Annotated in this window: 21 protein-coding genes; 10 read left to right on the top strand and 11 right to left on the bottom strand. The window is 73.4% G+C overall.

Annotated elements, in window-relative coordinates; translation table 11 throughout:
• Window positions 1-79 precede the first annotated feature (79 nt).
• The gene (locus LX15_RS07140; protein ID WP_253668698.1) at window positions 80-613 is read left to right on the top strand and encodes a cysteine dioxygenase family protein; all 534 of its coding nucleotides are present in this window, start codon (window positions 80-82) and stop codon (window positions 611-613) included.
• 275 nt (window positions 614-888) lie between these two features.
• Entirely contained in the window at window positions 889-1,875 is a 987-nt protein-coding gene (locus LX15_RS07135) for a phytoene/squalene synthase family protein (protein WP_253668697.1), read from the top strand.
• 92 nt (window positions 1,876-1,967) lie between these two features.
• On the opposite strand, the gene LX15_RS07130 is transcribed toward LX15_RS07135, so the two are convergent.
• Complete coding sequence (locus LX15_RS07130; protein ID WP_253668696.1) at window positions 1,968-2,369, bottom strand: hypothetical protein; 402 nt, start codon at window positions 2,367-2,369, stop codon at window positions 1,968-1,970.
• 318 nt (window positions 2,370-2,687) lie between these two features.
• Between LX15_RS07130 and idi the strand changes: the two genes are divergently transcribed.
• Entirely contained in the window at window positions 2,688-3,227 is a 540-nt protein-coding gene (idi, locus tag LX15_RS07125; RefSeq protein ID WP_253668695.1) for an isopentenyl-diphosphate Delta-isomerase, read from the top strand.
• Between the two features lie 19 nt (window positions 3,228-3,246).
• Here idi and LX15_RS07120 read toward each other — a convergent pair whose 3' ends face one another.
• Entirely contained in the window at window positions 3,247-3,792 is a 546-nt protein-coding gene (locus LX15_RS07120) for a hypothetical protein (RefSeq protein WP_253668694.1), read from the bottom strand.
• A 529-nt stretch (window positions 3,793-4,321) separates the two neighbouring features.
• On the opposite strand from LX15_RS07120, the gene LX15_RS07115 reads away from it, so the two are divergent.
• A complete protein-coding gene (locus tag LX15_RS07115; RefSeq protein ID WP_253668693.1) occupies window positions 4,322-4,591 on the top strand; it encodes a hypothetical protein in 270 nt (89 codons plus the stop codon).
• A 303-nt stretch (window positions 4,592-4,894) separates the two neighbouring features.
• Here the strand turns inward: LX15_RS07115 and LX15_RS07110 are convergent, their stop codons facing one another.
• Together LX15_RS07110 and LX15_RS07105 are read right to left on the bottom strand one after the other, a co-directional pair.
• Window positions 4,895-6,607 (bottom strand): ABC-ATPase domain-containing protein, encoded by a 1,713-nt coding sequence (locus LX15_RS07110; RefSeq protein ID WP_253668692.1) that lies wholly within the window; start codon window positions 6,605-6,607, stop codon window positions 4,895-4,897.
• Between the two features lie 349 nt (window positions 6,608-6,956).
• Window positions 6,957-8,768: a penicillin-binding transpeptidase domain-containing protein gene (locus tag LX15_RS07105; RefSeq protein WP_253668691.1), complete on the bottom strand. Its 1,812-nt coding sequence runs from the start codon at window positions 8,766-8,768 to the stop codon at window positions 6,957-6,959.
• A 243-nt stretch (window positions 8,769-9,011) separates the two neighbouring features.
• Between LX15_RS07105 and LX15_RS07100 the strand changes: the two genes are divergently transcribed.
• Window positions 9,012-10,310, top strand: coding sequence for an MFS transporter (locus LX15_RS07100; protein ID WP_253668690.1), 1,299 nt, complete (start codon window positions 9,012-9,014; stop codon window positions 10,308-10,310).
• A 22-nt stretch (window positions 10,311-10,332) separates the two neighbouring features.
• On the opposite strand, the gene LX15_RS07095 is transcribed toward LX15_RS07100, so the two are convergent.
• The 3 genes from LX15_RS07095 to LX15_RS07085 form a co-directional block, all read right to left on the bottom strand.
• Entirely contained in the window at window positions 10,333-11,418 is a 1,086-nt protein-coding gene (locus LX15_RS07095) for a LacI family DNA-binding transcriptional regulator (protein WP_253668689.1), read from the bottom strand.
• Window positions 11,419-12,419: 1,001 nt separating this feature from the next.
• Window positions 12,420-13,373: a hypothetical protein gene (locus LX15_RS07090; protein WP_253668688.1), complete on the bottom strand. Its 954-nt coding sequence runs from the start codon at window positions 13,371-13,373 to the stop codon at window positions 12,420-12,422.
• Between the two features lie 486 nt (window positions 13,374-13,859).
• Window positions 13,860-14,183: a DUF6176 family protein gene (locus LX15_RS07085; RefSeq protein WP_253668687.1), complete on the bottom strand. Its 324-nt coding sequence runs from the start codon at window positions 14,181-14,183 to the stop codon at window positions 13,860-13,862.
• Window positions 14,184-14,399: 216 nt separating this feature from the next.
• Here LX15_RS07085 and LX15_RS07080 point away from each other — a divergent pair, with 216 nt between their 5' ends.
• Together LX15_RS07080 and LX15_RS07075 are read left to right on the top strand one after the other, a co-directional pair.
• Window positions 14,400-15,392: a M28 family metallopeptidase gene (locus LX15_RS07080; protein WP_253668686.1), complete on the top strand. Its 993-nt coding sequence runs from the start codon at window positions 14,400-14,402 to the stop codon at window positions 15,390-15,392.
• A gap of 203 nt (window positions 15,393-15,595) precedes the next feature.
• Window positions 15,596-16,654, top strand: a complete 1,059-nt coding sequence (locus tag LX15_RS07075) for an XRE family transcriptional regulator (protein ID WP_253668685.1) — start codon at window positions 15,596-15,598, stop codon at window positions 16,652-16,654.
• Window positions 16,655-18,497: 1,843 nt separating this feature from the next.
• Here the strand turns inward: LX15_RS07075 and LX15_RS07070 are convergent.
• Window positions 18,498-19,775 (bottom strand): peptidoglycan DD-metalloendopeptidase family protein, encoded by a 1,278-nt coding sequence (locus LX15_RS07070; protein ID WP_253668684.1) that lies wholly within the window; start codon window positions 19,773-19,775, stop codon window positions 18,498-18,500.
• 424 nt (window positions 19,776-20,199) lie between these two features.
• On the opposite strand from LX15_RS07070, the gene LX15_RS07065 reads away from it, so the two are divergent.
• Together LX15_RS07065 and LX15_RS07060 are read left to right on the top strand one after the other, a co-directional pair.
• Window positions 20,200-21,714, top strand: coding sequence for a nucleobase:cation symporter-2 family protein (locus LX15_RS07065; RefSeq protein ID WP_253668683.1), 1,515 nt, complete (start codon window positions 20,200-20,202; stop codon window positions 21,712-21,714).
• 1 nt (window position 21,715) lies between these two features.
• Window positions 21,716-22,609 (top strand): nitroreductase/quinone reductase family protein, encoded by an 894-nt coding sequence (locus LX15_RS07060; protein WP_253668682.1) that lies wholly within the window; start codon window positions 21,716-21,718, stop codon window positions 22,607-22,609.
• 96 nt (window positions 22,610-22,705) lie between these two features.
• Here LX15_RS07060 and LX15_RS07055 read toward each other — a convergent pair whose 3' ends face one another.
• The 3 genes from LX15_RS07055 to LX15_RS07045 form a co-directional block, all read right to left on the bottom strand.
• Complete coding sequence (locus tag LX15_RS07055; protein ID WP_253668853.1) at window positions 22,706-23,704, bottom strand: LCP family protein; 999 nt, start codon at window positions 23,702-23,704, stop codon at window positions 22,706-22,708.
• Window positions 23,705-23,833: 129 nt separating this feature from the next.
• On the bottom strand, window positions 23,834-24,682 hold the full coding sequence (locus LX15_RS07050; RefSeq protein ID WP_253668681.1) for a MaoC/PaaZ C-terminal domain-containing protein: 849 nt from the start codon (window positions 24,680-24,682) through the stop codon (window positions 23,834-23,836).
• A 14-nt stretch (window positions 24,683-24,696) separates the two neighbouring features.
• Window positions 24,697-25,866, bottom strand: a complete 1,170-nt coding sequence (locus tag LX15_RS07045; protein WP_253668680.1) for an acyl-CoA dehydrogenase family protein — start codon at window positions 25,864-25,866, stop codon at window positions 24,697-24,699.
• Between the two features lie 334 nt (window positions 25,867-26,200).
• On the opposite strand from LX15_RS07045, the gene LX15_RS07040 reads away from it, so the two are divergent.
• On the top strand, window positions 26,201-26,920 hold the full coding sequence (locus LX15_RS07040) for a TetR/AcrR family transcriptional regulator (protein ID WP_253668679.1): 720 nt from the start codon (window positions 26,201-26,203) through the stop codon (window positions 26,918-26,920).
• Window positions 26,921-26,959 lie beyond the last annotated feature (39 nt).

Raw genomic sequence — 26,959 nt, 5'->3', positions numbered from 1 at the left:
CGACGAACGGTGATTGGACCGGGGGATGGCGCGCCGCCATGCTCGGTCGCAGGAAACCCCCACCGAACCGGAGGCCGATATGTTGACCTCAGCGATGCGGGACTTCGTGGCCGATCTGGAGCGAATGCATTCCGCGGACATCGGTCCGGAAACGCGGGCGGAACAGGCGGCGCGGCGCCTGGAGAAACTGTTGCGGAGCGGGGACGTGCTCGACGCGCGCCACATGGAGCCCGATCCCGAGGCCTACCGGCAGCACCTCGTGCACGTGGACCCCGAGGGCCGGTTCTCGGTCGTGTCGCTGGTGTGGCTGCCGGGTCAGGAGACGCCCGTGCACAGCCACGTCTGCTGGTGCGTGGTGGGGGTGCTCACCGGCCAGGAGGAGGAGATCCGCTACCACTTCGACGCCGACGAGCGCGTGCTCGTCGAGACCGGGACGGAGCGGAACGCGCCGGGCGAGGTCTGCTGGCTGGTGCCGCCGGAGGAGGACATCCACAAGGTGCGCAACTGCGGCGACACGCTGGCCGTGTCGATCCACGTCTACGGCGCGAACATCGCTGAGCTGGGCACGAGCATCAACCGGGTTTACACGGAGCCGGTCAGGGCCGTGGTCTGAGGCCGGTCCGGAACGGGTCCGGAACGGGTCCGGAACGGGTCAGGAACCGAGCTGACACGCGGGCCTCGCCGGCCTGCCCCTGGCCACACACCTCCGCCCCGACCAGCTCACCGCTTCGGTCGAGACCGGTCCCCTCGACGGCGCAGCGCCGTCACGGGGTCGTCACCCACCGTCCGGCAGATGACCCGGAAATGGGGACAAGTCACTCGTGGTGTCGTCCGCCGTCAGGCGGATAGAGTCGGGCCTTCCGGATCTGGCGCACGGAAGGTGAACCGGTGGTCAGGCGTTGTCTGGACGCGGCGGGGCTGCGGGACCCCCGGCTGCGGTCCGCCTACGCGGAATGTTTCCGCACGGGCAGGGAACGCGCCGGTGGATACCACGCGCTGTTGTTCTGGCTGCCACCGGCGAAACGTCCGTACTATTCCGCGCTCGGCGCGTTCATCACCTATACCGACGACATTCTGGACGACCTCGGGTCCGGTGTCGACGAACGCGCCGAGCGCTACGACCGCTGGCTGCGCCGGCTGGGCGCGGTGCTCGCCGGCGAGCCCGCCGAGCCGGCCCGCTCCGCGCACGAACGGCGGGGCGAGCTGGTGGCGCGGGCCTGGGCGCACACCATGCGGACCTGGGACATCCCGGGCGACGCGGTCACCGCGACGCTGCGCGCGTGGAGCACGGACCTCGGGGCCACCGAGTTCGCCACCTACGGGGAGTTCGAGCGGTACGTGCACGCGGTGGCCACGAGCACGGCCGCGTGGGCCAACGTCATCCTGGAGCCCAGGAGCGAGGAGGCCGAACGGCTGCTGGCGCCGATCACCGTGGCGTTGCAGCTCGTCGACTGCGTGCACGACCTCGTCGAGGACCTCGCGCTGGGCCGCCTCTACCTCCCGCTGGAGGACCTGTACCGGTTCGACCTGGAACGCATCGACCTGGAACGGGCGGCGCGCCAGGGCCGCTGCTCGCCGGAGGTCCGGCAGCTCTTCCGCTTCCAGGCGGCGCGCGCCCGCCGGCTCTTCGAGCAGGGATGGGGTTACTGGGACCACCTGCACCCCACGAGTCGCGAGTTCCCCCGGTTGTTCACGCGCCTGGCGTTGCTGGTCCTCGACGAGTGGGAGCACGTCGACTTCGACGTGTTCGCCCCGCCGCACTGGCGCGACACCGCCCTGCGCGTCCGCGTGATCGTCCGGTCCTACGTGAGGGCGGTGTGGTCGTGGCGCGCCAGTCCGCTCGGACCGCGCGCCTCAGCGGCGACGGGGCCCTGAGCGCCCCCAGTCCACTGTGGAGCGTCCACGCCCGTCGGCGCTGACGTCGCGGGCCGCGCGGGCCGCGCGGGCCGGGGAACGGACCCGCCGGGTCAGGGGCCGGCGAGGTGGGTCGGGTCGTCGCAGGTGACCGGCGTGCGCGCCTCGGCGCGGAGGGTGACGGCGGGACCGGCCTTCGTGCGCACCGTCTGCCAGATGGAGTCGCCCCTGCTGGCCACGATCAGGTTCGTGACGTGCCAGTACTCCAGGGCGTCCTCGTCGTCGAAGTCCACGACCTCGCGGTCGTTCGGCGGCACGACGGGCAGGTCGGCCGCGCGGGCCTCCAGCTCGCCGCCCAGCCAGTTGGCGACCTCGTCCGGGCTGTGCAGCACGACGTACCGGCGGCTCCCCTCGACGAATCCGTGCCAGTGCACGCAGTCCTCGATCCAGGTCGACTCGATCGCGCGGGTGTGCAGCGGGGGCCACGGCGGAACGAACTCGGGATATCCGTCCACCGTCGTTGCATCGGCGGCCGGTTCGGCGGGGTGAAGCCCGGCCCGGTGAAGATCGCCCGGCTGTCGGCGTCGCCGGCGGGGAGGACGGCGAGCGCGCGCCGCGCCCGGCTCCTCCGACCCCCGCGCCCGGCTCGTCCTCGGCGCGCGCCGCGACGCCCCCGCGCCACCAAGGTCCACTGTGGACGAGGTCCGTGACCGGCCCCGCCGTGGCGATCACCCGGTCATCGGCCCGGTGTCCGCCGAGTGGCATGAGGGCCGCCACGCGGCGTAACCTCCGCCCGCGGGGTCGCCCCGGTCCGTCGACGTCGAGGAGGACACGTGTCCGCTGCCACCCCACCCGAACGGGTGGTGCTGCTGGACGAGCACCGTCGTCCGGTCGGCACGGCGGACAAGCGCACCGTCCACCACGCGCACACCCCGCTGCACCTGGCCTTCTCCTGCTACGTGTTCGACGGGCGCGGCAACGTGCTGGTCACCCGCAGGGCGCTGGCGAAGCGGACCTGGCCAGGGGTGTGGACGAACTCGTTCTGCGGCCACCCCGCCCCCGGCGAGGAGCTGGCCGACGCGGTGCGGCGCAGGGCCGGGCACGAGCTGGGGCTCGACCTCGTCGACGTCGAGCTGGTGCTGCCCGACTTCGCCTACCGCGCCACCGCCCCGGACGGGACCGTGGAGAACGAGGTCTGCCCGGTCTTCCGCGCCACCGCCGCCGGCGAGCCGGTCCCCAACCCGGACGAGGTCGTCGAGTGGCGGTGGGCGCCCTGGTCGGAGCTGGCCGAGCTGGGCAGGGTGGCGCCGTGGGCGATCAGCCCGTGGGCCGCCGAGCAGCTCCCGCTGCTGGCCGAGGTGTTCGGCGACTGACGCGCCGCCCCCGAAAGGGTCACGGCCGCACGAGGTCGTCCAACGCCGAGCGCCACAGGAACTCCGACAGGTCCGCCTCGGTCGGCGTCCCGGAGCCCACCAGGTCCCACAGGCACGCGCACGAGGACAGTCCGCCGTCGAGCGCGCACAGCACGATGCCCATCGCCCGCACCGCTCCTGCCGTGGCCACCACGCCCTCCGCTCCCGGCACCGCGATGCGCTCGGCCACCCGTGCCACCGCGAAGCGCTCCAGCGTGGAGTTGCGGCGCAGTCGCAACGCCTGGCGCACCACCGTCGCCACCGCGACCCGTCGACGGGGCCGCAGCCCCACGAGCAGGCGGGCGATCAACGCGAGCCGGCGGCAGCACGGCGTGCTCGGCCCGGCACGCAGGGTCTCCCAGATCGGAGCGCCCACCACCTCGGCGAAGCGCTGCTGCGCGGCCCGACGCCACGCCGCGCTCGCGGCGCGCTCGGCCACGCTGACGATCCGGAACCGTCGCAGGTCGACCACGCCGTCCGGCTGGCCCGCGTCGTGCGGCGGACCCGCGCCGTTCCCGGACGCCACGACGTCGGGGGGCGGTCCGGGGGACGCCCCGTCGAGGTCGGCGTGTAAGTGACAACGGCCCGTCGCCAGCGTCACTCGCCGGCGGCAAGGCCAACCCTTTCGGGTCGGGGCCTCGCACAGGTGCACGAACGCATCGTCGCACCGCGCCGCTCCGTCGTCATGTGCCGAACGTCGTCGCCCCGCAGAGCAATTCGGCCGTACCTCTCCGGAACTACTCCTCCGCCGCGTCCCACTGGGCGCGCCCGTCCCGCGCGCCCCACCGGACCAGCGCGGGTGTCGAGGCCGGTGGAGACGTCCTCGTCCGCGCTCTCCGAGCGGCGTGAGGAGCCGTCCCGCCACGTGCGGCGACCAGTGGTGCCCTGGTCAGGGCACGTCCCGCTCACCCCTTCTCGTGTCGCCACCCTGAGTAATCAACTGTGCGCACATGGTTGAGAATGTGATTCGCGTCGCTTCGTGGAGCTGTGCGGCGCGGTGGCGGTGACCGGCCCCGGGGGTGGGGCGGTCCGACGAGAAGGGATGCAACCAGGCCATGTCCGGTCAGCAGTGGTCGACCCGGTGGTACGCGTTCGACGCCCGCTCCGTGGGACTGACGGGTGAGCCACGGCGCGGGTGGGAGCCGGTCGCGGTGCGGGACACCGTGGACCCGGTGACCCAGTGGGTGAGCCGGACCGCCACGGACGCCGCGGCCGTCGCCGAGGACGTGACCGGGGTGTGGCAGACCCGGAACGCCTTCTTCGCCGCGTGGGCGCGCACGAACGCGTGGGGCGGCTTCACCACCGCCTCCGCGCCGCGGCGCTGAACCAGCCGGAGCTGAGCCAGCCGGCGCTGAACCAGCCGCAGGAGCGGGCCGGAGCCGACGCGTCGGGAGCGCGAGGGCCGCGCGCCCTGCCTTCGACGAGCGGGAGCACGTCATGACGTCCCGATCGGCCCACTCCCCCGTCGCCTCAGTCACCTCGATCACCCAGTGATCGGACTCCCGACGGGCACGCGACGAAGCGTCCACAGTGGACTCTCAGTGGGATCTCAGTGGACGCTCGCTGTGCCGGTCGAGGACGACGCGGCCCGTCCCGGCTCCCCGCGGGGAGCCGGGACGGGCCGTCGCTCAGACCAACTCGCGGACGCGCAGCGTGCGCAGGCGGTTCAGCGCCGCCGCGACCTCGTGCCGGCGCGGCACCACGAAGTCGTCCAGGGACCGTTCGCCCAGCAGCACCGACACGCCGTCCGCGCCCAGGTCCTCGTCGAGCCGGTCGAGGACCTCCGCCACCGTGGCCGCGCCGTCGAGGTGCCCGGCCCGCAGGCAGCGCAGGACCGCCAGCCCGATGCCGGTGACCTGGCTGGGGTCCACGATCTGCTCGACCGCGCGCAGGTCCACTTCGGACTCGCCCAGCACCAGCGCGTCGGCTCCCCGGTTGCGGATCCGGACGCGGCCGCCCGACTCCGCCTCGACCGACCCCGGGTCGGGCACGCGGCGGCGGGGGCTGTCGAACCCGGAGCCCTCCACGTGCCGTCCGGTCGGGGTGGCGGCCAGCTCGCGGGCGCGCGCGGTGACCTCGACCGGGCGGTAGGCGTCCATCATGACCACCCTGTCGGCCACGTCGAGGTAGTCGCCGGAGCCGCCCACCACGAGCACGGTCGACACGCCGTGCCGGCGGTGCAACGGCCGCACCAGGTCCACGAACGGCGTGAGCGGCTCCTTGTCCTTGGCCACCAGCGCCTGCATCCGCGCGTCCCTGATCATCAGGTTGGTCGCGGCGGTGTCCTCGTCCACCAGCAACACCCCGGCGCCCGCCTCCAACGCCTCCATGATGGACGCGGCCTGCGAGGTCGAGCCCGACGCGTTGTCGGTGGAGAAGTCGGTGGTGTCCGCGCCCGTGGGCAGGTGCGCGACGAACGGGCTGACGTCCACCCTGGTCACCCGGCGGCCGTCCTCGGCCCTGATCTTCACCGTGTCCGGCCGGGAGACCACCAGTTCGCGCCCGTCACCGGGCACGTGGTCGTAGACGCCCTTCTCCAGCGCCCGCAGCAGGGTGGACTTGCCGTGGAATCCCCCGCCGACGACGAGCGTGACGCCCTCCGGCACGCCCATTCCGGTCACCCGCCCCCGGTGCGGCAGGTCCACCGCGACCCGCAGCGACTCGGGCGACTCGAACGGCACCCCGCCGCCGGGCAGCGGCCGGTCGTCGACCCCGCTGCGCCGGGGCAGGACCGCGCCGTCGGCGACGAACGCCACCAAACCCAGCTCGGGCAGGGCCCTGCGCAGCGCGTCGGTGTCCTCGACCGAGTCGACGAACGCCCGCGCCTCCTCCTGGTCCAGCGCGGCCCAGCGCGCGCCGGCGGAGACCGCCGCCGGCAGCTCGCGGCACAGCATCCGCTCGGCGGCCCTGCCGTCGATCACCCGGCCCCTGCCCGGCAGGTCCATGCCCAGGCGCAGGACCACGCGGCCGTCCTCGACCCGGCAGGAGGAGCGGTCCAGCACCTCCTGGCCGCCCACGTCGAGCCGGAAGCCGTGCTCGGGCAGCCGACGGCCGACCTGGCGGACGAGGTAGCCGGCCAGCGCCCTGGCCCTGACCGGCGTGTCCCACAGGTCGCGGGGCAGCTCGGCGACCTCGGCCGGCACGGTGACGACGAGTCTGCTGGGCGGGGCGTAGGGGTCGGCCTGGACACGGGCCACCTCCAGCACGTGGCCGGGGAAGCGCCACCGCCCGCCCAGGCCCCGGTACTGCCCGTAGCGGCCGCCGTCGAGCCGCCGCAGTTCGTCGACCAGCGCCGCGTCGTCCCGGTCGCGGTGTTCCCCGGTCGTCGGTCGTTCCGGCATGTCACGTCGGGGCGCGCCGGGCCGGCGGCCGCGCGTTCCCCAGCCACGATTCGTCACGCCCCAGTAGTACTCGATGGCCGGGGCCGACCGCTCGGCCGGCCGGGCGGCGGACCCCCGACGCGTCCCCCCGACGCGTGTTCTCCCGCCGACCGGCCGGCCGTCCGACGAACGACCGCTGGTGGCGCCGGGATCCCCCGTCGGCGTCCTGGCCGTCGTCGTCGCGGGCGAGACTAGGAGATGGTGGGGCGCCCCACCGAAAGTGGAGGGTGCCCACCCCCGCCGATCGGCGGGGGTGGGGACGACCGGCGGCGGGGACTCTCACCGCCCCTTCACCGCCCCGCCACGGCGCTCAGCCGACCGCGTTGAGGAAGTCCCCCGCGATGCGCACCGCCGGCTTGGACGATCCGCCGTCCATGACGAGCACGGCGAACGCCACGTCGCCCCGGAAACCCACGAACCAGCCGTGTGAGCGGCCGTCGTCCTGGTACTCCGCGGTGCCCGTCTTGCCGTGCAGCCCGGCGATCCCGGCGAGTTCCTTCGCGGTTCCCGAGGTCACGACCTCGCGCATCATGCCGCGCAGCGCCGGGAGGGCGGTGGCGGGCGGCGGGGCGATCGCACCGGAGACCGACGTCCGCCGTCCGCGCAACAGGACCGGGGAGACGTTCCGGCCGGCCGCGACCGTCGCGGCGGCCACGGCCATGCCGAACGGGCTGGTCTCCACCCTGCCCTGCCCGATCGCGTCCTCCACGCGCTGCGCGTCCTCCGGCGAGGTCGGGACCGACCCCGCGAGGGTGGTGATTCCCGGGACGTCGTAGTCGGCGACCAGACCCAACTGCGCGGCGGCCGTGGGCAGGGCGTCGGCGGGGAGCTTCGCCGCCAACTCGGCGAACGTGGTGTTGCACGACGCGGCGAACGCGGTGCGCAGCGGCACCGTGCCGAGGTCGAACCTGTTCTCGTTGGGCAGCGTCCTCGCGCCCACGCGCGTGGTTCCTGGGCAGGGCAACGGGGTGTCCGGTGTGGCCAGTCCGTTCTGGAGCACCGCCGAGGCGGTGACCATCTTGAACGTGGAGCCGGGCGGGACCCGCTTCTGGAGCGCCACGTCGCCGAGCTGGTCGGCCGCCGCGTTCTGCGCCGCGGCGAGGATCTCGCCGGAGGAGGGGGCGATCGCCACGAGCGCGGCGGCCTTCGGCTGGGCCGCCAGGGCCCTCTGCGCCGCCTTCTGGATCTCCGATCGGAGCGTCGCGGTGATCGGAGTGGTCGCCTTGCCCTCCTGCTGGTGCAGCACGGTCTCGCCGCCGGAGGCGTCGTCCACGGCCACCACGCGCCATCCCCGGCTGCCGGCGTCCTTGCCCTCCAGGGCCTTGTGCATGCTGCCCATCAGGTAGGAGCGCAGCTCGGGGTCCACGCCGCGCAGGGCGCTCCTGCTCTGGAACGACACCCCGGGGAGGTTGTAGATCTGCGGCTTGATCCGCTGGTACTCCGCCTCCGGCAGCGTCGCCACCTCGTAGGGCTGCCCGGACATGACCGTGGCCAATCCGTCCACAATGGACTGCTTCGTGACCTTGGCGTCGACCGGGGAGATCGCGGTGGACAGCTTCGTCACCACGTCGTCGAGGTTGGTCGCCTGCCGCCGGTCCAGCAGCACGGCGACACCGACGTCCCAGGCGAGCAGCGGCTGCCCCGCCGGGTCCACCACGGCCGGGCCGATCTGGTCGACGCGCAGGGCGAGCTTCTGGTTCGCCGCGAGCTTCGGGTGCACCACGCCCGGCGCCCAGCGGACGCGCCAGCGGTCGGTGCGGACCACCTCCATCGAGCCCTCGTAGGCCCAGGTCCGCTCGCCGCCGAGCTGCCAGGTGACCGAGTAGCCCGCCGTGGCCGACGCCGCCGCGTCCTTGACCGAGACCGAGGTGACCGAGGTCAGGACCGAGGCCGGCCGCAGCGCCTCGCGGGTGTCCCTGAGCGCGGCCTCGGCCGTGTCCGGGGCGTCGGTCAGCGACGCGGCGGTGCGGGCGTCGCCGTTGGCGAACGCCGTGAGGAACTGCCGCGCGGCGGACTCGGCGGTCACCCCCTGCTCCGCCGTGCTCGTCGCGGCGGCGCTCGGAGGCGGGCCCTTCTTGTCGGACGGCCATAAGACGCTGATGCCGGCGACGACGACGCCCACGGTCAGGACTCCCCCCGTGACCAGGACCCCGCGTCTCCACCCCTTCTTCGACATGGTCAGCGAACCCCCAAACCGGCGGTGATCTCCTCACCGCGTTTCCCGGATCGTACGGACCGGTCGCCCTCCGGGTTTCCGGCGAACGGGTGTGACGCCGGCCGCTCACGTGACCCGTCCTGGGGATCTCGTCAGGGGCGTGGCGTCCGCCATGCTGGTCCGCTCGGAGCCTTCGGTCGGGGGTGCGCGTTGGTCTCGTCGCGGACCGCGGTGACGTCGGTCTTCCTGCTGAACGGGGTGGTCCACGGGTCGTGGGCGGGCCGGGTGCCCGCCCTGGCCGAGCGGGCGGGGGCCGACCCGGGCGCGCTCGGGTTCGCGCTGCTGGGCATGATGCTCGGCCTCGTGGTCGGCGCGCCGCTGGCCGGTCGCGTGACGGCCCGGTTCGGGGCGCGGCGCGTGGTCGCGCTCTCCGGCACGGCCGCGCCCCTGCTGTTGCCGGTCCTCGGGCTCGCGACCTCCCCGGCGCGGCTCGGGGCCTCGTGGTTCGCCCTCGGGGTGTCGGCCGGGTTCCTCGACGTCGCCATGAACGTGGCCGCGGTGGTCGCGGTGCGGGAGCTGGGCCGGCCGCTGATGCCGTTCTTCCACGCGGGGTTCAGCGCGGGCGGCCTGCTGGGCTCGGGCGGGGCGGCGCTGGCCGCCGGGGCCGGGTTGCCGCCCAGCCTCCACTTCCCGCTCGTGACGGCGCTGGGACTGCTCCTGCTGGCGTCGGTGGCGCGGTCGGTGCCGGGCGCGCCCACCGCGCCCGCGGCTCGCCGACTGCCCCTGGTCGGGCCGTCCCCGGTGCGGCGGCCGGTCCTGTGGCTGCTGGGCCTGGTGACGTTGTGCGCGGCGGTCGGCGAGGGCTCCTCGTCCGACTGGGCGGCCCTGTTCCTGGTGCGGGAGCGGGGAACCAGCGAGTCCGCCGGGGCCGTCGCCTACGCGGTGTTCTCGGTCGCGATGGTCCTCACCCGACTGTTCGGGGAGCGGGTCGAACGCCGCTGGGGCCCCACCCGGCTGCTGGCCGCCAGCGGCGTCCTCGCGGCGACCGGGCTGCTGACCGCCGTCGCTCTTCCGTGGGCGCCCGCCGCCTACCTCGGCTTCGGCCTCGCGGGAACCGGCCTCGCCGGCGTGTTCCCGGTGGCGCTGGGGCTGGCGGGGCAGGTCGGCCACGCCACGGGCCGGGGCGGCGCGCGGGAGATCGGGTTCGTGACGACGGTGTCCTACAGCGGTTTCCTCGGCGGCCCGCCCCTGGTCGGCGCGATCGCCCAGGCGACGTCGCTGGCGGTCGCCCTCGGGGCGGTGGCCGGGTTGGTCGCCCTCATGGTCCCGGCCGCCCTGCTCGTCGCCCGCGTCACGCCGCCGGCGCCGCCGCCTCTGTCGCCTCCGTCGCCTCCGTCGCCCTCACGTCCGTCGCCATCGCCTCCGTCGTCGTCACCTCCGTCGTCGGGGCCACCGTTGTCGGGGCCACCGTTGTCGGGGCCACCGCCGCCCGGGCCACCGGCGGCGTAGTCGACGCGGGAGTGAGAGCGCGTCAGCGCGGAGGCGCGGTGGAGGACCGGACGACGAGGTGGGTGGGGAGCCGCACCGGAGGGCCGGGCGGGTCGCCGGCGAGGAGACCCAGGGCGATCTCCCCCGCGCGGCGGCCCTTCTCGGCCAGCGGCTGGTGGATCGTGGTCAGCGGCGGGTCGCTGGCCGCGGCGGCGCGCGTGTCGTCGAAGCCCACCACCGACACGTCCCCCGGGACCGACAGCCCGAGGTCGCCGGCCGCCCGGACCGCGCCCAGCGCCAGCTCGTCGGACATGCACAGCAGCGCGGTCGGTCGTGGTCGCCGGCCGAGCAACCACCGCCCGCCGCGCCGTCCCGCCTCCCGGTCCGAACTGGTCGCCTCCCACACGGGCGGAGCGTCCGGGTCCGCGCCGACCGCGCCCAGCGTCCGCAGGTAGCCGGCCAGCCGGTCCCGGCTGACGCGGTACCGGGCGGTGGCGCGCCGGGCCTCTCCGGCGGGTCCCTCGGTGTGGTCGGGGGCGAAGGGGAGGGCCAGCACCCCGACCCGCCGGTGGCCGAGCCGGAGCAGGTGCTCGGCGGCGGCCGCCGCCCCGCCCTCGTCGTCGATCTCCACCCTGGCCGCCGTCGGCACGACGGGCTGGTCGATGACCAGCAGCGGCAACCGGCGGTGGCCGGCGGCGCGCAGGGCCGGCACGTCGTCGGCGAGCGAGTGCAGGACGATGACGTCGGCCTGCGCCCTGGCCACCGCCTCGGGGCGCGGACCGGCGTCGGCCGTGCCCGGCACGAGCAGCAGACCGTGCCCATGTTCGTCCACAGTGGACGCGAGTCCGTCGAGCGCGGTGGTGAGGGCGGGATCGGAGAAGGCCGTGGACAGCGGCGTCGCCAGCACGAACGCGACGGCCGCGCTGCGGCGGGTGGCCAGGCTGCGCGCGACCGGGTCGGGACCCGGATAGCCGAGCTGGTCGGCCACCGCCAGGATCCGCGCCCGCAGCGGGGCGGAGAGCTGGTCCGGCCGGTTGTAGGCGTTGGAGACGGTCGCGCGGGAGACGCCGACGGCGCGGGCCACCGTGTCCAGCGTGGGCCGGCGTCGCGGGCCGGGAACGGCGGGCATGGGGGTAGAGCTTGCCCGTTCGACCGGGCGCGCGGTAGGCCCGAGACGTGGTTTCCCCGACCCGCCGAACGGTCGGGAGGAGGGTGCGGCGACGGGAGGACGCCCTTCGGCTCCTCTCCCGGTGACCGGCGGTGTTCCGCGCCGGCGCTCCCGCCGCCCCGCGGATCACCGTGCCACGAGGAGAGAATCGCGCGGTCATCCATCGTGGGTGGTGCGGTGCTGGGCCGTTCGGGTGTGGCGCACAAACGGTATGTCACCCGACTCGCGCGATGTGCCAGCCCACACCGGGTCACTTATGTCCGTGCTCGGCGCGTCGGTCCTGTCGTGAGCGCGGGACGCGGACCGTGTCGGCGGATGGCGACGGCCCCAACGTCTCCGTCATCGCACCACAGTGGATTCACATGTCCGACAGCGTGTGGGGTGGAGTTCTCCGGCTTCCCCTCGGCGACGTCGACTGGTCGGTTGCTGCCCCACGGCGGCGGGAACCGGTCGCGGGACCACCAGCAAGTGATCAACGGTAGTGCGCGGCAGACAGAGGAGATCGGGGTGTGCGGCTGCTCCTGGTCGTTGATGAGGTGATCGGCCGGTCTCGGGGCGAGCTGTCAGCCGAGATCCACCTGGCGGTCGACGAGCACGACCGTTGGTTGCTGTCCTTGTCACGCCGGGCCATGCCGGTCACGCCCCTCCGCCTGTCCCGTTGCTCGCGTTCCCATACCAGCGCTGGCACTGAAGGCCTCCAATCGCATCGGGCTTCCGCGATCGACCGGCCAGGACGGAGACGGCCCGTCCCCCGCCTCGGCCGGCCGTGCGGTCCGGGGTTCGAGATCCACTGTGGACTGTTGTGGCTCACCTCTGCCGGACCTGTTGCCCGGCACCTGCCCAGATCGGCCCGGAACGAACTCTCACCACCATTCCCGGTCCGGGCCCTGGCCGGGCGTTCGACCCACAGACGGGGCCGGCGGCGGTGTCGCGGGACGCCGCCGCCGGCCCTCGCGCTCAGGTCAGCGGACGTCCCACGGGTTGGCCGGCTGGTCGTTGATGGCCACCCACATCCGGGACACGTTGCCCGAGGCCCACCACCCCCAGCCACCGCCGCCGTCGTGGTGCTCGCCCATCCGCCACCCCGCGCCGAAGTGCAGCGAGCAGTAGGAGTCGGCCGCCGCGCGGGAGGTCAACGAGCTGCCGGCGATCGCGGGGGCCAACCGGGCCTCGCCCGCCGCCCACCCGTTGTAGTAGTCGAACGGGGTGAGCCCGCCCGGGTTCGCCCTGCCGTCCTGGCGCAGACACAGCACGGGAAGCCGCGTGCCGACGGGCGTGTCGCCCACGTAGCCCTCGGTGCGCTGGTCGGCGTGCACGTTGACCAGGTCCCTGTCGGGGTCCTGCTTGGCGACGACCCACGTCACGGCCTTGCCCGTCGTGGTGTTCCACGGGCTCGACGGCTGGTCGTTCACCGTTGCCCAGAACCGGTTGAGGTTGCCGTTGGCCCACCAGCTCCAGCCACCGCCACCGTCGTGGAACTCGGCCATCCGGTAGCCCGCGCCGAACTGGCGGGCGCACAGGGCGTCGGCCGCCGCGCGGGAGGTGAGCGCCCACCCGGAGACGGGGCTCGTGATCCGCACGGTGCCGCCGCTCCATCCCGCGTAGAAGTCGGGGGTGATGCCCGGCGGGACGGGCAGGTTCCGCTTCACCAGGCACAGCACGGGGAGTTCGGTGTCGCAGGGGGTGTCGCCCCGGTAGGGGTCGCTGTGCCGGTCGTTGCCGACGTGGACCAGGTCGGCCGTCCACCGCTGCTGGCGGATGGACCAGGTCAGGCCGAGGCAGTTCGCCGGACGCGCGGCGGACGGCGCGCCGGGTTCCGCCGCCACCGCCCCCTGCGGTGTCGTCACGGCGAGCGCGGCGACCCAGGCGAGCACGACGAGGGCGGCGCTGAGAGCGCTGACGGGTCTTCGGGTCACGGGTGCTCCTTCGACGCTCGGGGCACGAAGGCACGGCGGACCACGACGGAGGGGCGCCTCCCGTCGCGGGTCGGCACACCGGACCCCCACGTCCGGCGAGTCCCCGACCGGTGCGACGGGACATCGCGAAGGTCGTGCCATGGACCCGACACACGGTAGCGGGCGTGGAGCAATGCGAAACCGCTGATCAGCAGCCCGCCGAGCGGCCGCGTCCCGGGGTGCGGGGAGCGGACCCGCCTCGACGCGTCCGGCCGGTCCGGTTCCTCCCGCCGGCCCCGTGGCCGGCCGGGCCATCACCTCACGGCCACCGCCCGACAGCCACGCCCCACGACACGGCCGGGACAGGCGTCGACAACAGCCGCGTCGAGGACCGGGACAGCCGAGACGGCCACAACGATGGAGACCGCGGAGGCGACGGCGAAGACCGGAACGACCAGAGCGACCGGAGCGACCGGAGCGATCGGGACGCCGTGACGACTGGTGCGCTCAGTCCTCGGCGAGGTCGTGGTGCGCGAGCAGCTCGATCGCGATCGCGTGCTCGGTGACCTCGGTGAGCAGGCGTCGTTTCTCCGCGGCGAGGGGCAACGCGGAGGTGGCGAACCGCTCCGCGGCCAGGTTCAGGTCCCGCCCGGTCTGGACGAGGAGGAGGTAGTCGCCCTCCCCGGTGTGTTCGAGGAACACGCTCTCCCGCACGAGTCCCTCGTCCCGCAACGACTCCAGCGCCTCGTCCCGTCGCAGGGACCATCCCGCGACCGCGCCGCGCACGCGGTCGGCCGTTCCGGCCCGGAGTCTGACGCGAACACACCGCACCTGCATGAGGCTCCCCTCTCACCGGCGTTGCCCAGCCTGCCGCATCCGGGACGCGTCCTCACGGCCGACCCGCGCGCTCGTCCGGACTTCCGACCACCGCCGCCGTTGTCTGTTGATTTCACAGACTGCCCGTCGCCTTGTGGCCACCCACCGGCAACGGAGATGTTGAGCCGTGCTCACCCGACCGTTCCCCCTGCACGGAAAGGGAAGGCACCCATGTCCCGTGTGCTCCCCGCGCGCCTGCTGCGCGCCGCCACCACCCTGGCCGGCGTCGCCGCGCTCGCGCTGGCCGCTCCGGCCGCCGCCAGCCCGGCTCCCCTGGCCGCTCCGGACATCCCCGTCGCCAACGTCAAGGCCCACCTGCAACAACTCCAGTCCATCGCCACCGCCAACGGCGGCAACCGGGCCCACGGGCGACCCGGGTTCAAGGCGTCGCTGGACTACGTGAAGGCGAAGCTGGACGCCGCCGGCTACCGCACGACGGTCCAACAGTTCACCACCAGCGGCGCGGTTGGCTACAACCTGCTGGCCGACTGGCCGGGCGGCGACGCCAACGCGGTGCTGATGGTCGGCGCGCACCTCGACAGCGTCGGCGCCGGTCCCGGCATCAACGACAACGGCTCGGGCTCCGCCGCGATCCTGGAGACCGCGCTGGCCGTCGCGCGCGCCAACCTCCAGCCCCGCCAACACCTGCGGTTCGCCTGGTGGGGCGCCGAGGAGCTGGGCCTGCGCGGCTCGCGGTACTACGTGAACAACCTGCCGTCCGCCGAGCGGTCGAAGATCAAGGGATACCTGAACTTCGACATGGTGGGCTCACCGAACGCCGGCTACTTCGTCTACGACGGCGACAACTCCGACGGCGTCGGCGCGGGGCCGGGGCCGGCCGGGTCGGCCCAGATCGAGAAGGTGATCCAGGACTACTTCCGCTCGATCAACGTGCCCACCGAGGGGACCGACTTCGACGGCCGCTCGGACTACGGCCCGTTCATCTCGGTGGGCATCCCCGCCGGCGGCACGTTCACCGGCGCGGAGGGCCGCAAGACCAGCGCCCAGGCGCAGAAGTGGGGCGGACAGGCCAACGTGGCCTTCGACCGGTGCTACCACCGGTCCTGCGACACCACGAGCAACATCAACGACACCGCGCTGGACCGGCACACCGACGCCATCGCGCATGCCGTGTGGACGCTCGCGGCGGCGCCCAGGGCCTGACCGAGGCCCGTGACGCCGGCTGCCGGACGCCGACCCCTCGGCCAGGAGGGGTTCTCGTCAGGACAGTGGTTCGTGGAGGGGGTCGCACCCCTCCACGAACCACTGGCGCGCGTCGAGGAGTAGGCCGATCAGCCCTACCTCGGCGCGGGCCGCGCCGGTCATCCTCGACGTGCCGCCGTCACGCACCAGATCGAGGAGAGACGATGGGTGGCGCTCCAGGCGGCGCGGTCGACGTCGGCGGCGGGCGTGGCCGACCCGGTTCCCCCGCCGGCGGGCACCCGCCCGGCGGCGACGCGCTCCGGCCCGCCACCGCCGCCGACGGGTTCGTCCGCGCGCGGACCCTGGCGGAGGTGCGGGACCGGGAGCTGGCGCGCGCGCTGCGCCACGGCCCCTTCCCCGACGCGCTGCGCATCGCGATCAGGAACCGGGGGTTGGCGCTGGAGCGCATCCAGCACCGGCTGCGCCAGCACGGCGTCCAGGTCAGCCTCACGACGCTGAGCTACTGGCAGCGGGGGCGCAGCCGGCCCGAGCGCGCCGAGTCCCTGCGGGCGGTCCGGGTGCTGGAGGGCGTGCTCGGCCTGCCGCAGGACTCGCTGATCAGCCTGCTCGGCCCGCGCCGGCCGAGGGGGCGCTGGGTGGCCGTGGCGGCGCTGGACGACGCCCGGCTGTGGGACGCGGGCCTCGCCGGCCTGGTCGCGGCGGTCGGGCCGGACCACTCCCGCCGGATCCGCTCGATCAGCCTGCGGGACCACTACGTCCTCGGCCCCGACCGCGCCGAGCGGCGCCTCGTGGTCAGCCACGTGCTCCGGGCCGAGGCGGACGGGGTGGACCGCTGGCTGGCGGTGTACCGGGCGGACGAGCCGGCGCGCGCCGCGCCGGTCGACGTCCTGGTCCGCTACGGCCGCCTCGGCCGGGTCCACGCCTGTCCCGACTCCGGGTACTGCGTCATCGAGCTGATCCTCGACCGGGTGCTCAACGCCGGGGAGACCGCGATCATCGAGTACGAGCTGCGGTTCGCCGACAGCGACGTACCGACCGAGAGCTACGACCGGCGGCTGCGGGGCAACGTGCACCAGTACGTGCTCCAGGTGACCTTCGACCCGCACGCGCTCCCCGTGCGGTGCGAGCAGTTCCAGCAGCGGGACGCGAACGCGCCGCGCCAGCTTGTCCGTCCACTGTGGATTGGAAGTTCGCACAGCGCCCACATGGTCCTCACCGCATGCGCTCCCGGAGTGCACGGCATGTGCTGGGAATGGCGGTAGGCCATGTCCTCAAGGCCAGATGACCTGGATGGCCAGGTCAATCACGCCTCGGGAGGAGATGGCGGTCATGTCCTCGCGGGTGGCGAGAACGGGCCACCTGGCTCACGGTGCCCGCCGCATGATCCGCCCTCCCCTGTGTGGGGGCCATGCCATTCCGGTGGGTCGAGCCATGCCCGTCTTCGCCCTGACCAGCATCCGCTGATCACACGGATGCTTCGTCCTCCGTGGACGCCCCTTCGGCCTGTCCTCAAAGCCAGATGAGCAGGGTGGCCAGATCATCCCTCGGTAGGAGATGACGGTTTTGTCGTCGCGAGTGGCGAGAGGGCGGGTCCGCGTGAGCCCGGTTGAAGCGGCGTTCGACCACGGTGCGGTGTGGGTAGGCGGCGGGTTGAGAGTCGCGGGAGCGGCCGAGGGCGTGTTCATCTGGCTCCCGTGCCCGCCGCACGATCCGCCCTCCCCCGTGTGGGACGGGATGCGGGCGCCGCGGCGTGCTGGTAGGCGCGAACGGTGCTGAAGACCGGGACCTCCCGGTCGGATTCGTTGATCGCTCGGCGATCACTCCGCACCCCTGTCATCGGGGTGGTCAGGATTCCGGTGGGACGACCACCGCCAGAACCGGTTGTCGACACCTCTCCCAGGGCTGGCCTACGCCGTTCCGGAAGGCCACGCCACACCCGTCTTCGCCCGGAACAGCCATCCCATTGATCACGCGACGCCTCATCTAGGTGTCTCTTCGCGACGGAGGCGGGTGGTAGCAGCTCGATCACCTGCCCTGCTCGCCGGTCAACTCGTGCCTGCGTAACACGCCCCGGCATCAAACAGATCAGCCACACCAGACTTGAGGACGGACCCTCGGGGCTGCCCTCAAAGCCGGTGAGCAGCGTTGCCAGATCAATCATCCCTCGGAGGACAAGGCGATCATGTCGTCGCGAGCAGCGATGGCGCGGAACTACTTCAACCGGTTGAAACGGCGATCGACCACGGTGCGGCGTCGGTAGGCGGCGGAAGCGAAAGCGCCGGGAGCGGCCGACGGCCTGATCACCTGACTCACGTTGGCCGCCGCACGATCCGCCCTCCCTGTGCGGGGACTCGGAGGCGCGGCGGTGCCGGAGGTGGGTCGGTGGGCGCGAACGGTGCTGGAGACCGGGACCTCCCGGTCACGTTCGTCAATCGCCTCGGCGGTCATCCGCATCCGCGTCACCAGATGGTCAAGGTTGGGGCCATGCCATTCCGGTAGGTCGAGCCATGCCCGTCTTCGCCCTGACCAGCACCCTCTTGATCACGCCACGCCTCATCCACTCGTAGGCGTCCCTTCGCACCGAAGGGCGGGCAACAGCGGCTCGATCGCGTGTCACTGCTCGCCGGTGCAGGATCCAGATGAGCCACACCAGCATTGAGAACGGACCCTGAGGGCTGCCCGCAAAAAGCCGGTGAGCAGCGTTGCCAGATCGATCACCCCTAGCTAGGACAAGTTGACCACGGTGCGGCGTGGGTAGGCGGCGGGAGCGAAAGCCGGGGACGGCCGACAGCGTGATCACCTTGGCGCCCGGTGCCCGCCAGCAGGTCACGCCATGCCACCCCCGTCTTCGCCTTGAGCAGCCATCCCGTTGATCACACGGATGCCTCATCCACACGGGCGTCCCGTTACGCCGGAGACGGGCAACAGCGGCTCCATTGGCTGCCACTGCTCGCCGGTCAACTCCTGCCTGCGCAACACGCCCCGGCATCAAACAGATCAGCCACACCAGACTTGAGGACAGGCTCTAGCGCGGACATGGCGGATGCCCGTACGGCGTGCCGCGACCGCTACGCGCGGCGGCCGTACGGGCATCCTCGCCCCTCGTCAGCTACAGGCTGGTGCCACCGGCTCATTCGTGCCGGTGTCGACGAACGCGTCAGAGATCCACCTGCCGTTGGTCAGCCGGTCCCAGACGTTGTTCCTGTTGCCCCACGGGCCGGTCAGCTCGTCGCCCCGCGCGGTGCAGACGATCTGCACGACGTCGCCGTCGCGGACGGTGCCCACGACGTCGTAGGAGGTGCCGGGACCGCTCCGCAGGTTCACGGTCCCCCCGTTGTTGCGCACGGTCGCGCTCGGCGTGGTGTCGTTGTCCGCGCCGTAGTTGACGATCCCGCCGCCGGGCAGGTTGATGCGCCTGCCGTTGCGCTCGGCGTAGCCGGAGTACGGGCGCGAGCCCTCGTAGAAGGTCCAGCCGCCGATCGTCTTGCCGTTCACCGAGACCGGGCGGTTGCCCTGCCACAGCGTGAAGTGGACGTGGGCGCCGGTGGAGCTGCCGCCGCAGGGCAGCTCGTTGCCGGTCTGGCCGAGGTATTCACCCGCCGCGACCTGGGCGCCCTCGCCCTTCGAGGTCTGGTTGCGGGTGTGGTAGTAGCCGGTGGTCCAACCGTTGTCGTGCACCAGCTTCATCAGCGGCCAGCGCGCGTTGGTGCAGAACCGGTAGAGCTTGCCGGCCCTGGCGGCCAGCACCCGGCCGTCGCCGCCGCTGAAGTCGATCGCGTTGAACGGCCGGGAGGTGCCGGAGTCGCCGTGCACGCCGGCCGACCCCCACGCCTGTCCCCGCGTCCACGGCAGGGCCAGGCCGAGACCGGCGGCCTCGGCGGCGGGCGCCGCGGTGCGCGCCAGGGTCTCCCGCTCGTCGGCGCGCACCACCTCGGCGGGAGCCGAGCGCACCAGCGCGGCGAAGCCGGGGTTGCCCTCCAGCTCGACCTGCCACCGGCCGTCGACGCGGTGGCCCACGAACAACGCGGTGACCGGGGAGGCGTGCGTGGTGCTGGGCACGCGGACGACGCTGCCGCCGAACACCCACGAGCGGTCCCGGGACGTGCGCTTGCCCTCGACGAGCACGTCACCGGAGGCGGCCTGGAAGCCGGGCGCGCCGTAGGTCGTCGCGATCTGGGCGCCCTGCTCGGCGAGCAGCTTCCCGCTCACCACCGAGGCGAGGGCGGGTTCGACGCCGCCCGTCGCGGTGGCGGGCTCGGCCGCCGCCGGCGCGGCGCCGGCCAGCAGGCCGGTGGTGGCGCCGAGCAGCACCGCCGCGGCAACGCCGGCCGCGGCCGTGCGGCCGCGTCGGCCGGCGGGTCTGTCGAACCGCGGCGACGACACCGGTGACGCCGTCGGTGACGACGCCGGTGACAACTGTCCAGCCATGAGTCACTCCAACAGGGGGAAACAGGGTCCGACCGGGTGACAGCCCGGCTGGCGGCGACGCTAGATCGAGTGATGCCGCCGGCCCAAGATGAACGGAAAGGAAACGGAAAGACCGGGAAAGCTCCCCTGTCGTGTTTGTCCGACTCCCCCGGTCCGACCTGCGGAGAATCCCCGTCGCCTGCTGGCGGATCCGCCGACTCTGTGGATGCCGGGATGTTGGAGCTTCACACGAATCGCTTCCGCGACTCGGAAGAAATATTCCACTTCACCAGTCACAGTGGTTCACTGCCGGAACCCGGGCGGCCAGGGGCCCCTGCCCCGCCGCCCGGAGCCGCACCCGCGACGCACGGGCGTCGCGTCACCCCATCGGGAGGTCGGCGTGAGGCGAGGCAGGACCACGAGCACGGCAGCGGACACGGACGGCGACGCGGCGTCCCGACCCCCGGTCCACCCGGTCGACGAGGTGCTTCCCCCGGGGCGGACCCTGACCCTCGGGCTCCAGCACATCCTGTCCATGTACGCCGGCGTGGTCGCCCCGCCGCTCGTCGTCGGCGCGGCGGCCGGCCTGCGCGGCCCCGACCTCGCCTACCTGGTCAGCGCGGCGCTCGTGATGGCCGGCGTGGCGACCCTCGTCCAGACGCTGGGCGTGTGGCGGTTCGGGATCAGGATGCCGTTCGTCAACGGCCCCACGTTCGCCGCGGTCACGCCGATGGTGCTCGTCGTGCACGGCGGAGGCGGACTGCCGGCGGTGTTCGGGGCCGCCCTGGTGTCGTCGCTGGTCGGGCTGGCCATCGCCGGGCGGTTCAGCCGGCTGGTGCGGTTCTTCCCTCCCCTGGTCACCGGCACGGTGATCACCCTGATCGGCCTGTCGATCCTCAAGGTGGGCGTGCAGTGGAGCGCGGGCGGCGCCGGCGCGCCCGACTTCGGCTCGCCGAGGAACCTCGCCGTCGCGTTCGGCGTGCTGCTGTTCATCGTGCTGGTGCAACGGTTCGCTCGGGGCTTCGTCGGCCGGATCTCCGTGTTGCTCGGCCTGCTCGTCGGCACCGTCGTCGCGGTCCCGCTGGGCATGGCGGACCTGTCCGAGGTCACGCGCGTGGACCTGGTCGGGATCACCACGCCGTTCCACTTCGGCGCGCCCCGCTTCGAGCTGGCGGCCATCGTGTCGATGCTCATCGTGCAGCTCGTCATCCTCGCCGAGTGCACGGCCGACGCCCTGGCGATCGGCGAGGTCGTCGGCCGCCCCGTGGGGCCGCGCGAGCTGGCCAGGGCGTTGCGCGCCGACACCGCCGCCTCCGCGCTCTCCAGCGTCCTCAACGCCTTCCCGTGCAGCGCCTTCGCGCAGAACATCGGCCTGGTCCAGCTCACCGGTGTCCGCAGCCGGTTCGTGGTCGCGGTCGGCGGTGGCGTGCTCGTGCTGCTCGGCCTGCTGCCGCCGCTGGGCGCCCTGGTGGCGGCCATCCCGTCGCCGGTGCTCGGCGGCGCGGGCATCGCGTTGTTCGGGACCGTGGCGGCCAGCGGTGTCCGCACCCTCGGCCGGTCGGGCTTCCGGGGGCCGCACGACCTGCTCGTGGTCGGCGTGGCGCTGGGCGTGGGCATGATCCCCCTCGCCGCGCCGACCTTCTGGGAGCAGCTCCCCGACGCCGCGCGGACGGTCCTGGACTCCGGGATCTCGGTCGGCACCGTGGCGGCCATCGCGTTGAACCTGCTGTTCAACGGCAGACCCTCCGCCGACCCCCACCAGGACGCCCGGGCCGCCATCGACGCGGGCGACGTTCCGCCGCTGCCCGCACCACGCACCCCGAACGCCGACCAGCCGCCCCCGCGCCGCTCGGTTCGCCAGGGCGCGCGACGTACCCTGCTCTGGAGGGGGCGCACCGAGCGCGAGGAAGGCTGACATGCCCACGGCCGAAGCCTCCGTCGTCGTCCCACTCGACCTCGACCGCACGTGGGACCTGTTCTACGGCGACGCCCTGCGCGGCTACGTCGCGTTGTCCGACATCACCCTGGCCGTCGAGGACCATGAGCTGCGCCCCGACGGGACACCCCGCTACACCCTCGTCCGCAAGATCGGGCCGGTGCTGCTGCGGCACACCGCCGACCACATCGTCTACGAGCCGCCGCACCGCGCCGTCCACCGCGTCCAGGACAGCCCGCTCGGGGGCGTCTACCACGTCGAGCACGAGTCGACGGCCGGCGGAACGCTGGTCCGCCACCGGTGGGAGGTCGAGGCCGCACACCCCGCCCTCGCGCAGATCCTGCCCGCCGTGGCGCCCCTGCTCGGGCGGCTCCTGCGCGAGGACCTCCAGCTCGTGGCGCGCCGCGCGGTCAGCCGCCGGCCGACGGGCTACCAGCCGCCGCCGTGGTGGGAGCGCGCCGTGCTGACGCCCCTGGCCCGGCTGCTCGTCGGGCGGCTCGGCCGCGGGTTCGCCGACACCCAGCTCCTGTGCGTGCCGGGACGCCACACCGGCCGACTGCGGTCCACGCCGCTGAAGGTGCTGTGGGTGGGCGAGAACCGGTACGTGGTGTCCCGGCGCGGCGAGTCCGACTGGGCGCGCAACCTGCGGGCCGAGCCGGAGGCGGAACTGCGCGTGGGCAACCACATCGAACACGTGCACGCCGTGGAGGTGCCGGCGCGGGAGGCGGTTCCGGTGCTCCGCGAGTACGTGCGCCGGTCGATGCTGGCGAACACGCCCGCCCTGTTGGGCGTGGCCTCGGCCGACGCGCCGGAGGAGGACTTCCTGCGCAGCGCGGCCGACCACCCGGTCTTCCGCCTCGATCCCCGCCGCTGAGCCGACACAAAATCCAGCGCCGAACCAGCGCCGAACCGTCGACGCCCCATCGCCGAGCCGGCGACGGGGCGTCGGTCCCTCGGTCCCTCCTGCGGCCTACTTCAGCAGGTCCGCCGGCACGGGCTGGTCCTGGCGCAGCAGCTCGAAGAGCTGGCTCGCGCGCGCCTTGTCCCAGTAGACGACCGAGCCCGCGTTGGGCGCGTTGCCGGTGCTGCCGATCGGGACGGTGCCGGTCACCGGCGAGCCGCTGAGGGCCCACCCCATCGCGGCGACGTGGTGCAGGTGGTCGCCGTCGTTGAGCGACACCGCGCCGGGAACGCTGGTGACCAGTGGGATCATCCGGAACGGGTTCACCAGCGTGCCGACGCTGGTCGCCTTCGACACCAACGCGGACAGGAACTCCCGCTGCCGCTGCACGCGGTCGAGGTCCGCGCGGGCGCTCGCCCTGGTGCGGACGTAGCCGAGGGCCTGCGCGCCGTCGAGTTCCTGGCACCCCGCCGGCAGGTCGAGGCCGGCCAACGGGTCCTTCATCGGCTCCTTGACGCACATCTCCACGCCGCCCACGGCGTCGACGATGTCCCGGAAGCCGCCGAAGCCGATCTCGGCGTAGTGGTCCATGCGCAGCCCGGTGGCCTCCTCGACCGTGCGCACGAGAAGCTGTGGGCCTCCCCAGGCGAACGCCGCGTTGAGCTTGTTGCGCCCGTTGCCCTGGATGGGCACGTAGGAGTCGCGGGGAAGGCTGACGAGCGTGGCCGGCCCGCCGCCGTCGGGCAGGTGCAGCAACATGATCGTGTCGGTGCGCTGGCCGGCGGCGCCGCCGGTGCTCAACGCGTCGCGGTCCTCCTCGCTGAGGCCCTCCCTGCTGTCGGAGCCGACCAGCAGCCAGTTGGTCCCCGCGCCCTTGGCCGGCCGGTTCGGGTAGTCGGGCAGGGCCGACACGCGCCGCAGGGAGCTGTCGAGGTAGATCCAGCCGCCCGCGACGAGCAGGAGCAACAACACGACCAGCACGCCGATGACCCGTCCGACGCGGCGCTTCCGTCGGGGCGCGCGCCCCCGCGCCGGCTGGTGGTACGCCTGGTAGCTGCCCGCCGCCATCTTCACCGTTCCGTGTGTTCGTCCGTGATCGACCATCCGGGAAGGCCGACACCCCGCGACGCGGAACGCGGCACCCCGACCACCATACGCAGACCCGTGGTGTGATCCGGGCGACACACTCCCGCATCGTTACCGGACGGCGAACCACCCCCGGTCCAGCACGGTCTCGCCGGAGCCGTTGGCGGTGCGGAAGACGGCGGTCCCGTCCTCCGCCTCCCACACCGAGACCACCAGTTCCTCGCCGGGCCAGACCGGACGGGTGAACCGGCCGGACATTCCGGTGACGCGCGTGGGGTCCCCGCCGCAGAGGGCGTTGACCAACAGGCGGCAGGTGATCCCGTAGGTGCACAGACCGTGCAGGATGGGGCGGTCGAACCCGCCCCGCCGCGCGAACGCCGGGTCGGAGTGCAGCGGGTTGCGGTCGCCGGTCAGCCGGTACACCAACGCCTGGTTCACGGCGGTGCGGAACCGGAGCACCGCGTCGGGTTCCCGTTCCGGCGCGGACCACCGCGCGCTCTCGCCGCGCGGGCCGCCGAACCCGCCCTGTCCCCTGACGAACACCGACGACCTGGCCGTCACCAGTGGACCGTCCACATCGGACCCTTCCGTCTCCACGACGACCAACGCGCCCGACCCCTTGTCGAACACGTCGACGATCCTGCGCCGCAGGGACATCCGTCCGGACACCGGCAGCGGGCGGTGCGCCGTGAGCGACTGCTCGGCGTGCACGACGAACGCGCGGTCGACGTCGCCGAGCGGGATCTCCTGCGGCCCACCGAACTGGGCGAGCACCACGCCGAACGTCGGCAGGGCGCGTTGCTCGACCCCGGCGGTGTTCTCGGTGGTCACCGCGAGTTCGGCCACCGGGTCGTCCTGGCCCGCGCCCACCGCCACCGCGTACAGCAACGCGTCGTCGGCGGTCCAGCTCCGCTCCCACGGCCCCTCGGACCATCCGACCAGGTTCGGGTCCAACGCCATCTCCTCGCCCCTCCTCAGCCGAGCGCGCCGCCCACGGACACGTGTCCCCGCAACAGGTTCCTGGCGATCGTGCGCCGCTGGATCTCGTCGGTCCCCTCGTAGATCCGCAGCAGCCGCAGCTCGCGGTACCACCGCTCGACCGGCAGCTCCCTGGTGTAGCCCATGCCGCCGTGGATCTGGAGCACCCGGTCGACGATCTCGTTCGCCTTCACGCCGCCGTAGAGCTTGGCGACCGACTGCGCGTGCCGGGAGTCCATGCCCGCGTCGACCTGCCACGCGGCGTGCAACACCAGCCACCGCAACGCCTCGATCTCCACGGCGGAGTCGGCGATCATCCACTGGATGGCCTGGCGTTCGGCGATCGGGGCGCCGAAGGTGTGCCGGTTCCTGGCGTGGTCCATCGCCATCTCCAGCAGGCGCTCGCACGCGCCCAACGCCCGCGCGGGCAACAGGTAGCGGCCGCGCCCGATCCACCGCATCGCCAGCGCGAAGCCCTGTCCGACCTCGCCGAGGACGTTGCCGGCCGGCACGCGCACGCCGTCGAACACCAGTGAGGCCGGGCCCCACTCGCCCATCGTCGCGATGGGTTCGGAGGTCCACCCCATCTCCCGGTCCACCAGGAAACAGGTGATGCCGCCGTCGGCGCCCCGCTCCCGGTCGGTCACCGCGAACACCATGGCGAAGTCGGCCTCGTCGCCGTGGGTGATGAACGTCTTCTCGCCGTCGATCACCCAGTGGTCCCCGTCGCGTCGGGCGCTGGTGCGGATCGCCTTGGCATCCGACCCGGCGCCCGGCTCGGTGAGCGCGAAGCACGACACCCGCTCGCCGGCGATCGTCGGCAGCAGGTACCGCTGGCGCTGCTCCTCGTCGCAGGCGTAGAGGATGTTGTCGGCGGCCCCGCCGAACGAGAACGGCACGAAGGTGCGGCCCAGTTCCACCTCGACCAACGCGGTCAACACCGCGCCGAGGCCCATGCCGCCGTACTCCGTGGGTGTCTGCACGCCCCAGAAACCCGCCTCGCGCGCGACCTCGCGGAGCCGGCGGAGTTTCTCCTCTGGCAGGCCGGGCAGGCCGCGCCGCTCCCTGCGCAGCACCTCCGGTTCCCACGGGAGCAGCTCACGCCGGACGAACGTGCGCACCCAGTCCCGGACGTCGCGTTCGGTGTCGGTCAACCCGAAGTCCACAGTGGACCCTCCTGTTCGCTTCGACGGCGCGCCGCCGGCAGGGGCGGCGGGTCGCGGTGCTGACGGGACGAACTGGGCAGTGCGCAAGAAAGGCGATGGCAGAAGAAGGGCGGCGGCACGGGGAACGCGGTGGCCGGAGAAGAAGACCGGCGGGACGAACGCAGGGGGTCGCTGGCGCTGCGGTGACGGGCTGGGCGCGGCATGGCGACCTCACTAAACTAACGACGTTAGTTTTGTGGGCACCCTAGGCCGGTCCGCCCGCTCGGGACAAGAGCCGAACGCGCGACCGGGACGCGACGGCCGACGCCGGCGCCGCGAGGTCACGGAGGACGCGATGCCCCGCCCCAGCACGCCCCGGCTCTCGCCGGACCGCATCCGCGCGGCGGCGCTCCGGATCCTCGACGAGGAGGGGCTGGCCGCGCTGTCCATGCGCCGGCTCGCCGAGGCGCTGGGCGTGCGCGCGGCCTCGCTCTACAACCACGTTCGCACCAAGGAAGCGCTGCTCAACGAGGTGGCCAACGCGATCGTCGCCGAGGTGGACCCTCGGGTCCTCGACGCCGACGACTGGCGCGACGCGGTGCTCGGGTGGGCCCGCGCCTACCGCGCCGCGCTGGCCGCGCACCCCAACATCGTGCCGTTCCTGGCGCGGGAGCCGCTCGACCGCGAGGCGTCCCTGCGGCTGGCCGACGCGGTGCACGGCACGCTGGTCAGGGCGGGGTGGCCGCCCCGGCAGGCGACGATGATCGGAGCGGCCGTGCGGTACCTCGTCCTCGGCGCGGCGCTGGGGTCGTTCGCGGGGGGCTTCGTCGACGACGAGGGCGTGTACGCCGAGCGGTTCCCGAACCTCGGCCAGGCGCACCGGCTGCGGGCCCACGCCGACGAGATCGACAGGGACAGCTTCGAGCTGGCCCTGCGGGCGCTGGTGGACGGCCTCGCCGCGCGGCACCCGTCCTCACCGGACGCGAGGGCGGAGGGCAGCACGGCGCGCGCTGGTTCGGACGGCGAGCCGAGGTCCGCGGCGACGGGAGAACCTGGGCGAACACCGCCGTCCTGAGGGGCAACCTGGTCTGCCCCGGCCGACCCGACGATCGAG

Origin of the sequence: Streptoalloteichus tenebrarius (genome assembly GCF_024171885.1) — a bacterium.
Classification (GTDB): domain Bacteria; phylum Actinomycetota; class Actinomycetes; order Mycobacteriales; family Pseudonocardiaceae; genus Streptoalloteichus; species Streptoalloteichus tenebrarius.
The sequence above is the reverse complement of the archived record's forward strand: the minus strand, read 5'-3'. Positions and strand labels throughout refer to the sequence as shown.

Bases quoted from the DNA above. Each gene is read 5' to 3' on its own strand.
- LX15_RS07140 (WP_253668698.1), top strand. From the start codon at position 80: ATGTTGACCTCAGCGATGCGGGACTTCGTGGCCGATCTGGAGCGAATG.
- LX15_RS07115 (WP_253668693.1), top strand. From the start codon at position 4,322: ATGTCCGGTCAGCAGTGGTCGACCCGGTGGTACGCGTTCGACGCCCGC.
- LX15_RS07110 (WP_253668692.1), bottom strand. From the start codon at position 6,607: ATGCCGGAACGACCGACGACCGGGGAACACCGCGACCGGGACGACGCG.
- LX15_RS07095 (WP_253668689.1), bottom strand. From the start codon at position 11,418: ATGCCCGCCGTTCCCGGCCCGCGACGCCGGCCCACGCTGGACACGGTG.
- LX15_RS07080 (WP_253668686.1), top strand. From the start codon at position 14,400: ATGTCCCGTGTGCTCCCCGCGCGCCTGCTGCGCGCCGCCACCACCCTG.
- LX15_RS07075 (WP_253668685.1), top strand. From the start codon at position 15,596: ATGGGTGGCGCTCCAGGCGGCGCGGTCGACGTCGGCGGCGGGCGTGGC.
- LX15_RS07060 (WP_253668682.1), top strand. From the start codon at position 21,716: ATGCCCACGGCCGAAGCCTCCGTCGTCGTCCCACTCGACCTCGACCGC.
- LX15_RS07055 (WP_253668853.1), bottom strand. From the start codon at position 23,704: ATGGCGGCGGGCAGCTACCAGGCGTACCACCAGCCGGCGCGGGGGCGC.
- LX15_RS07050 (WP_253668681.1), bottom strand. From the start codon at position 24,682: ATGGCGTTGGACCCGAACCTGGTCGGATGGTCCGAGGGGCCGTGGGAG.
- LX15_RS07040 (WP_253668679.1), top strand. From the start codon at position 26,201: ATGCCCCGCCCCAGCACGCCCCGGCTCTCGCCGGACCGCATCCGCGCG.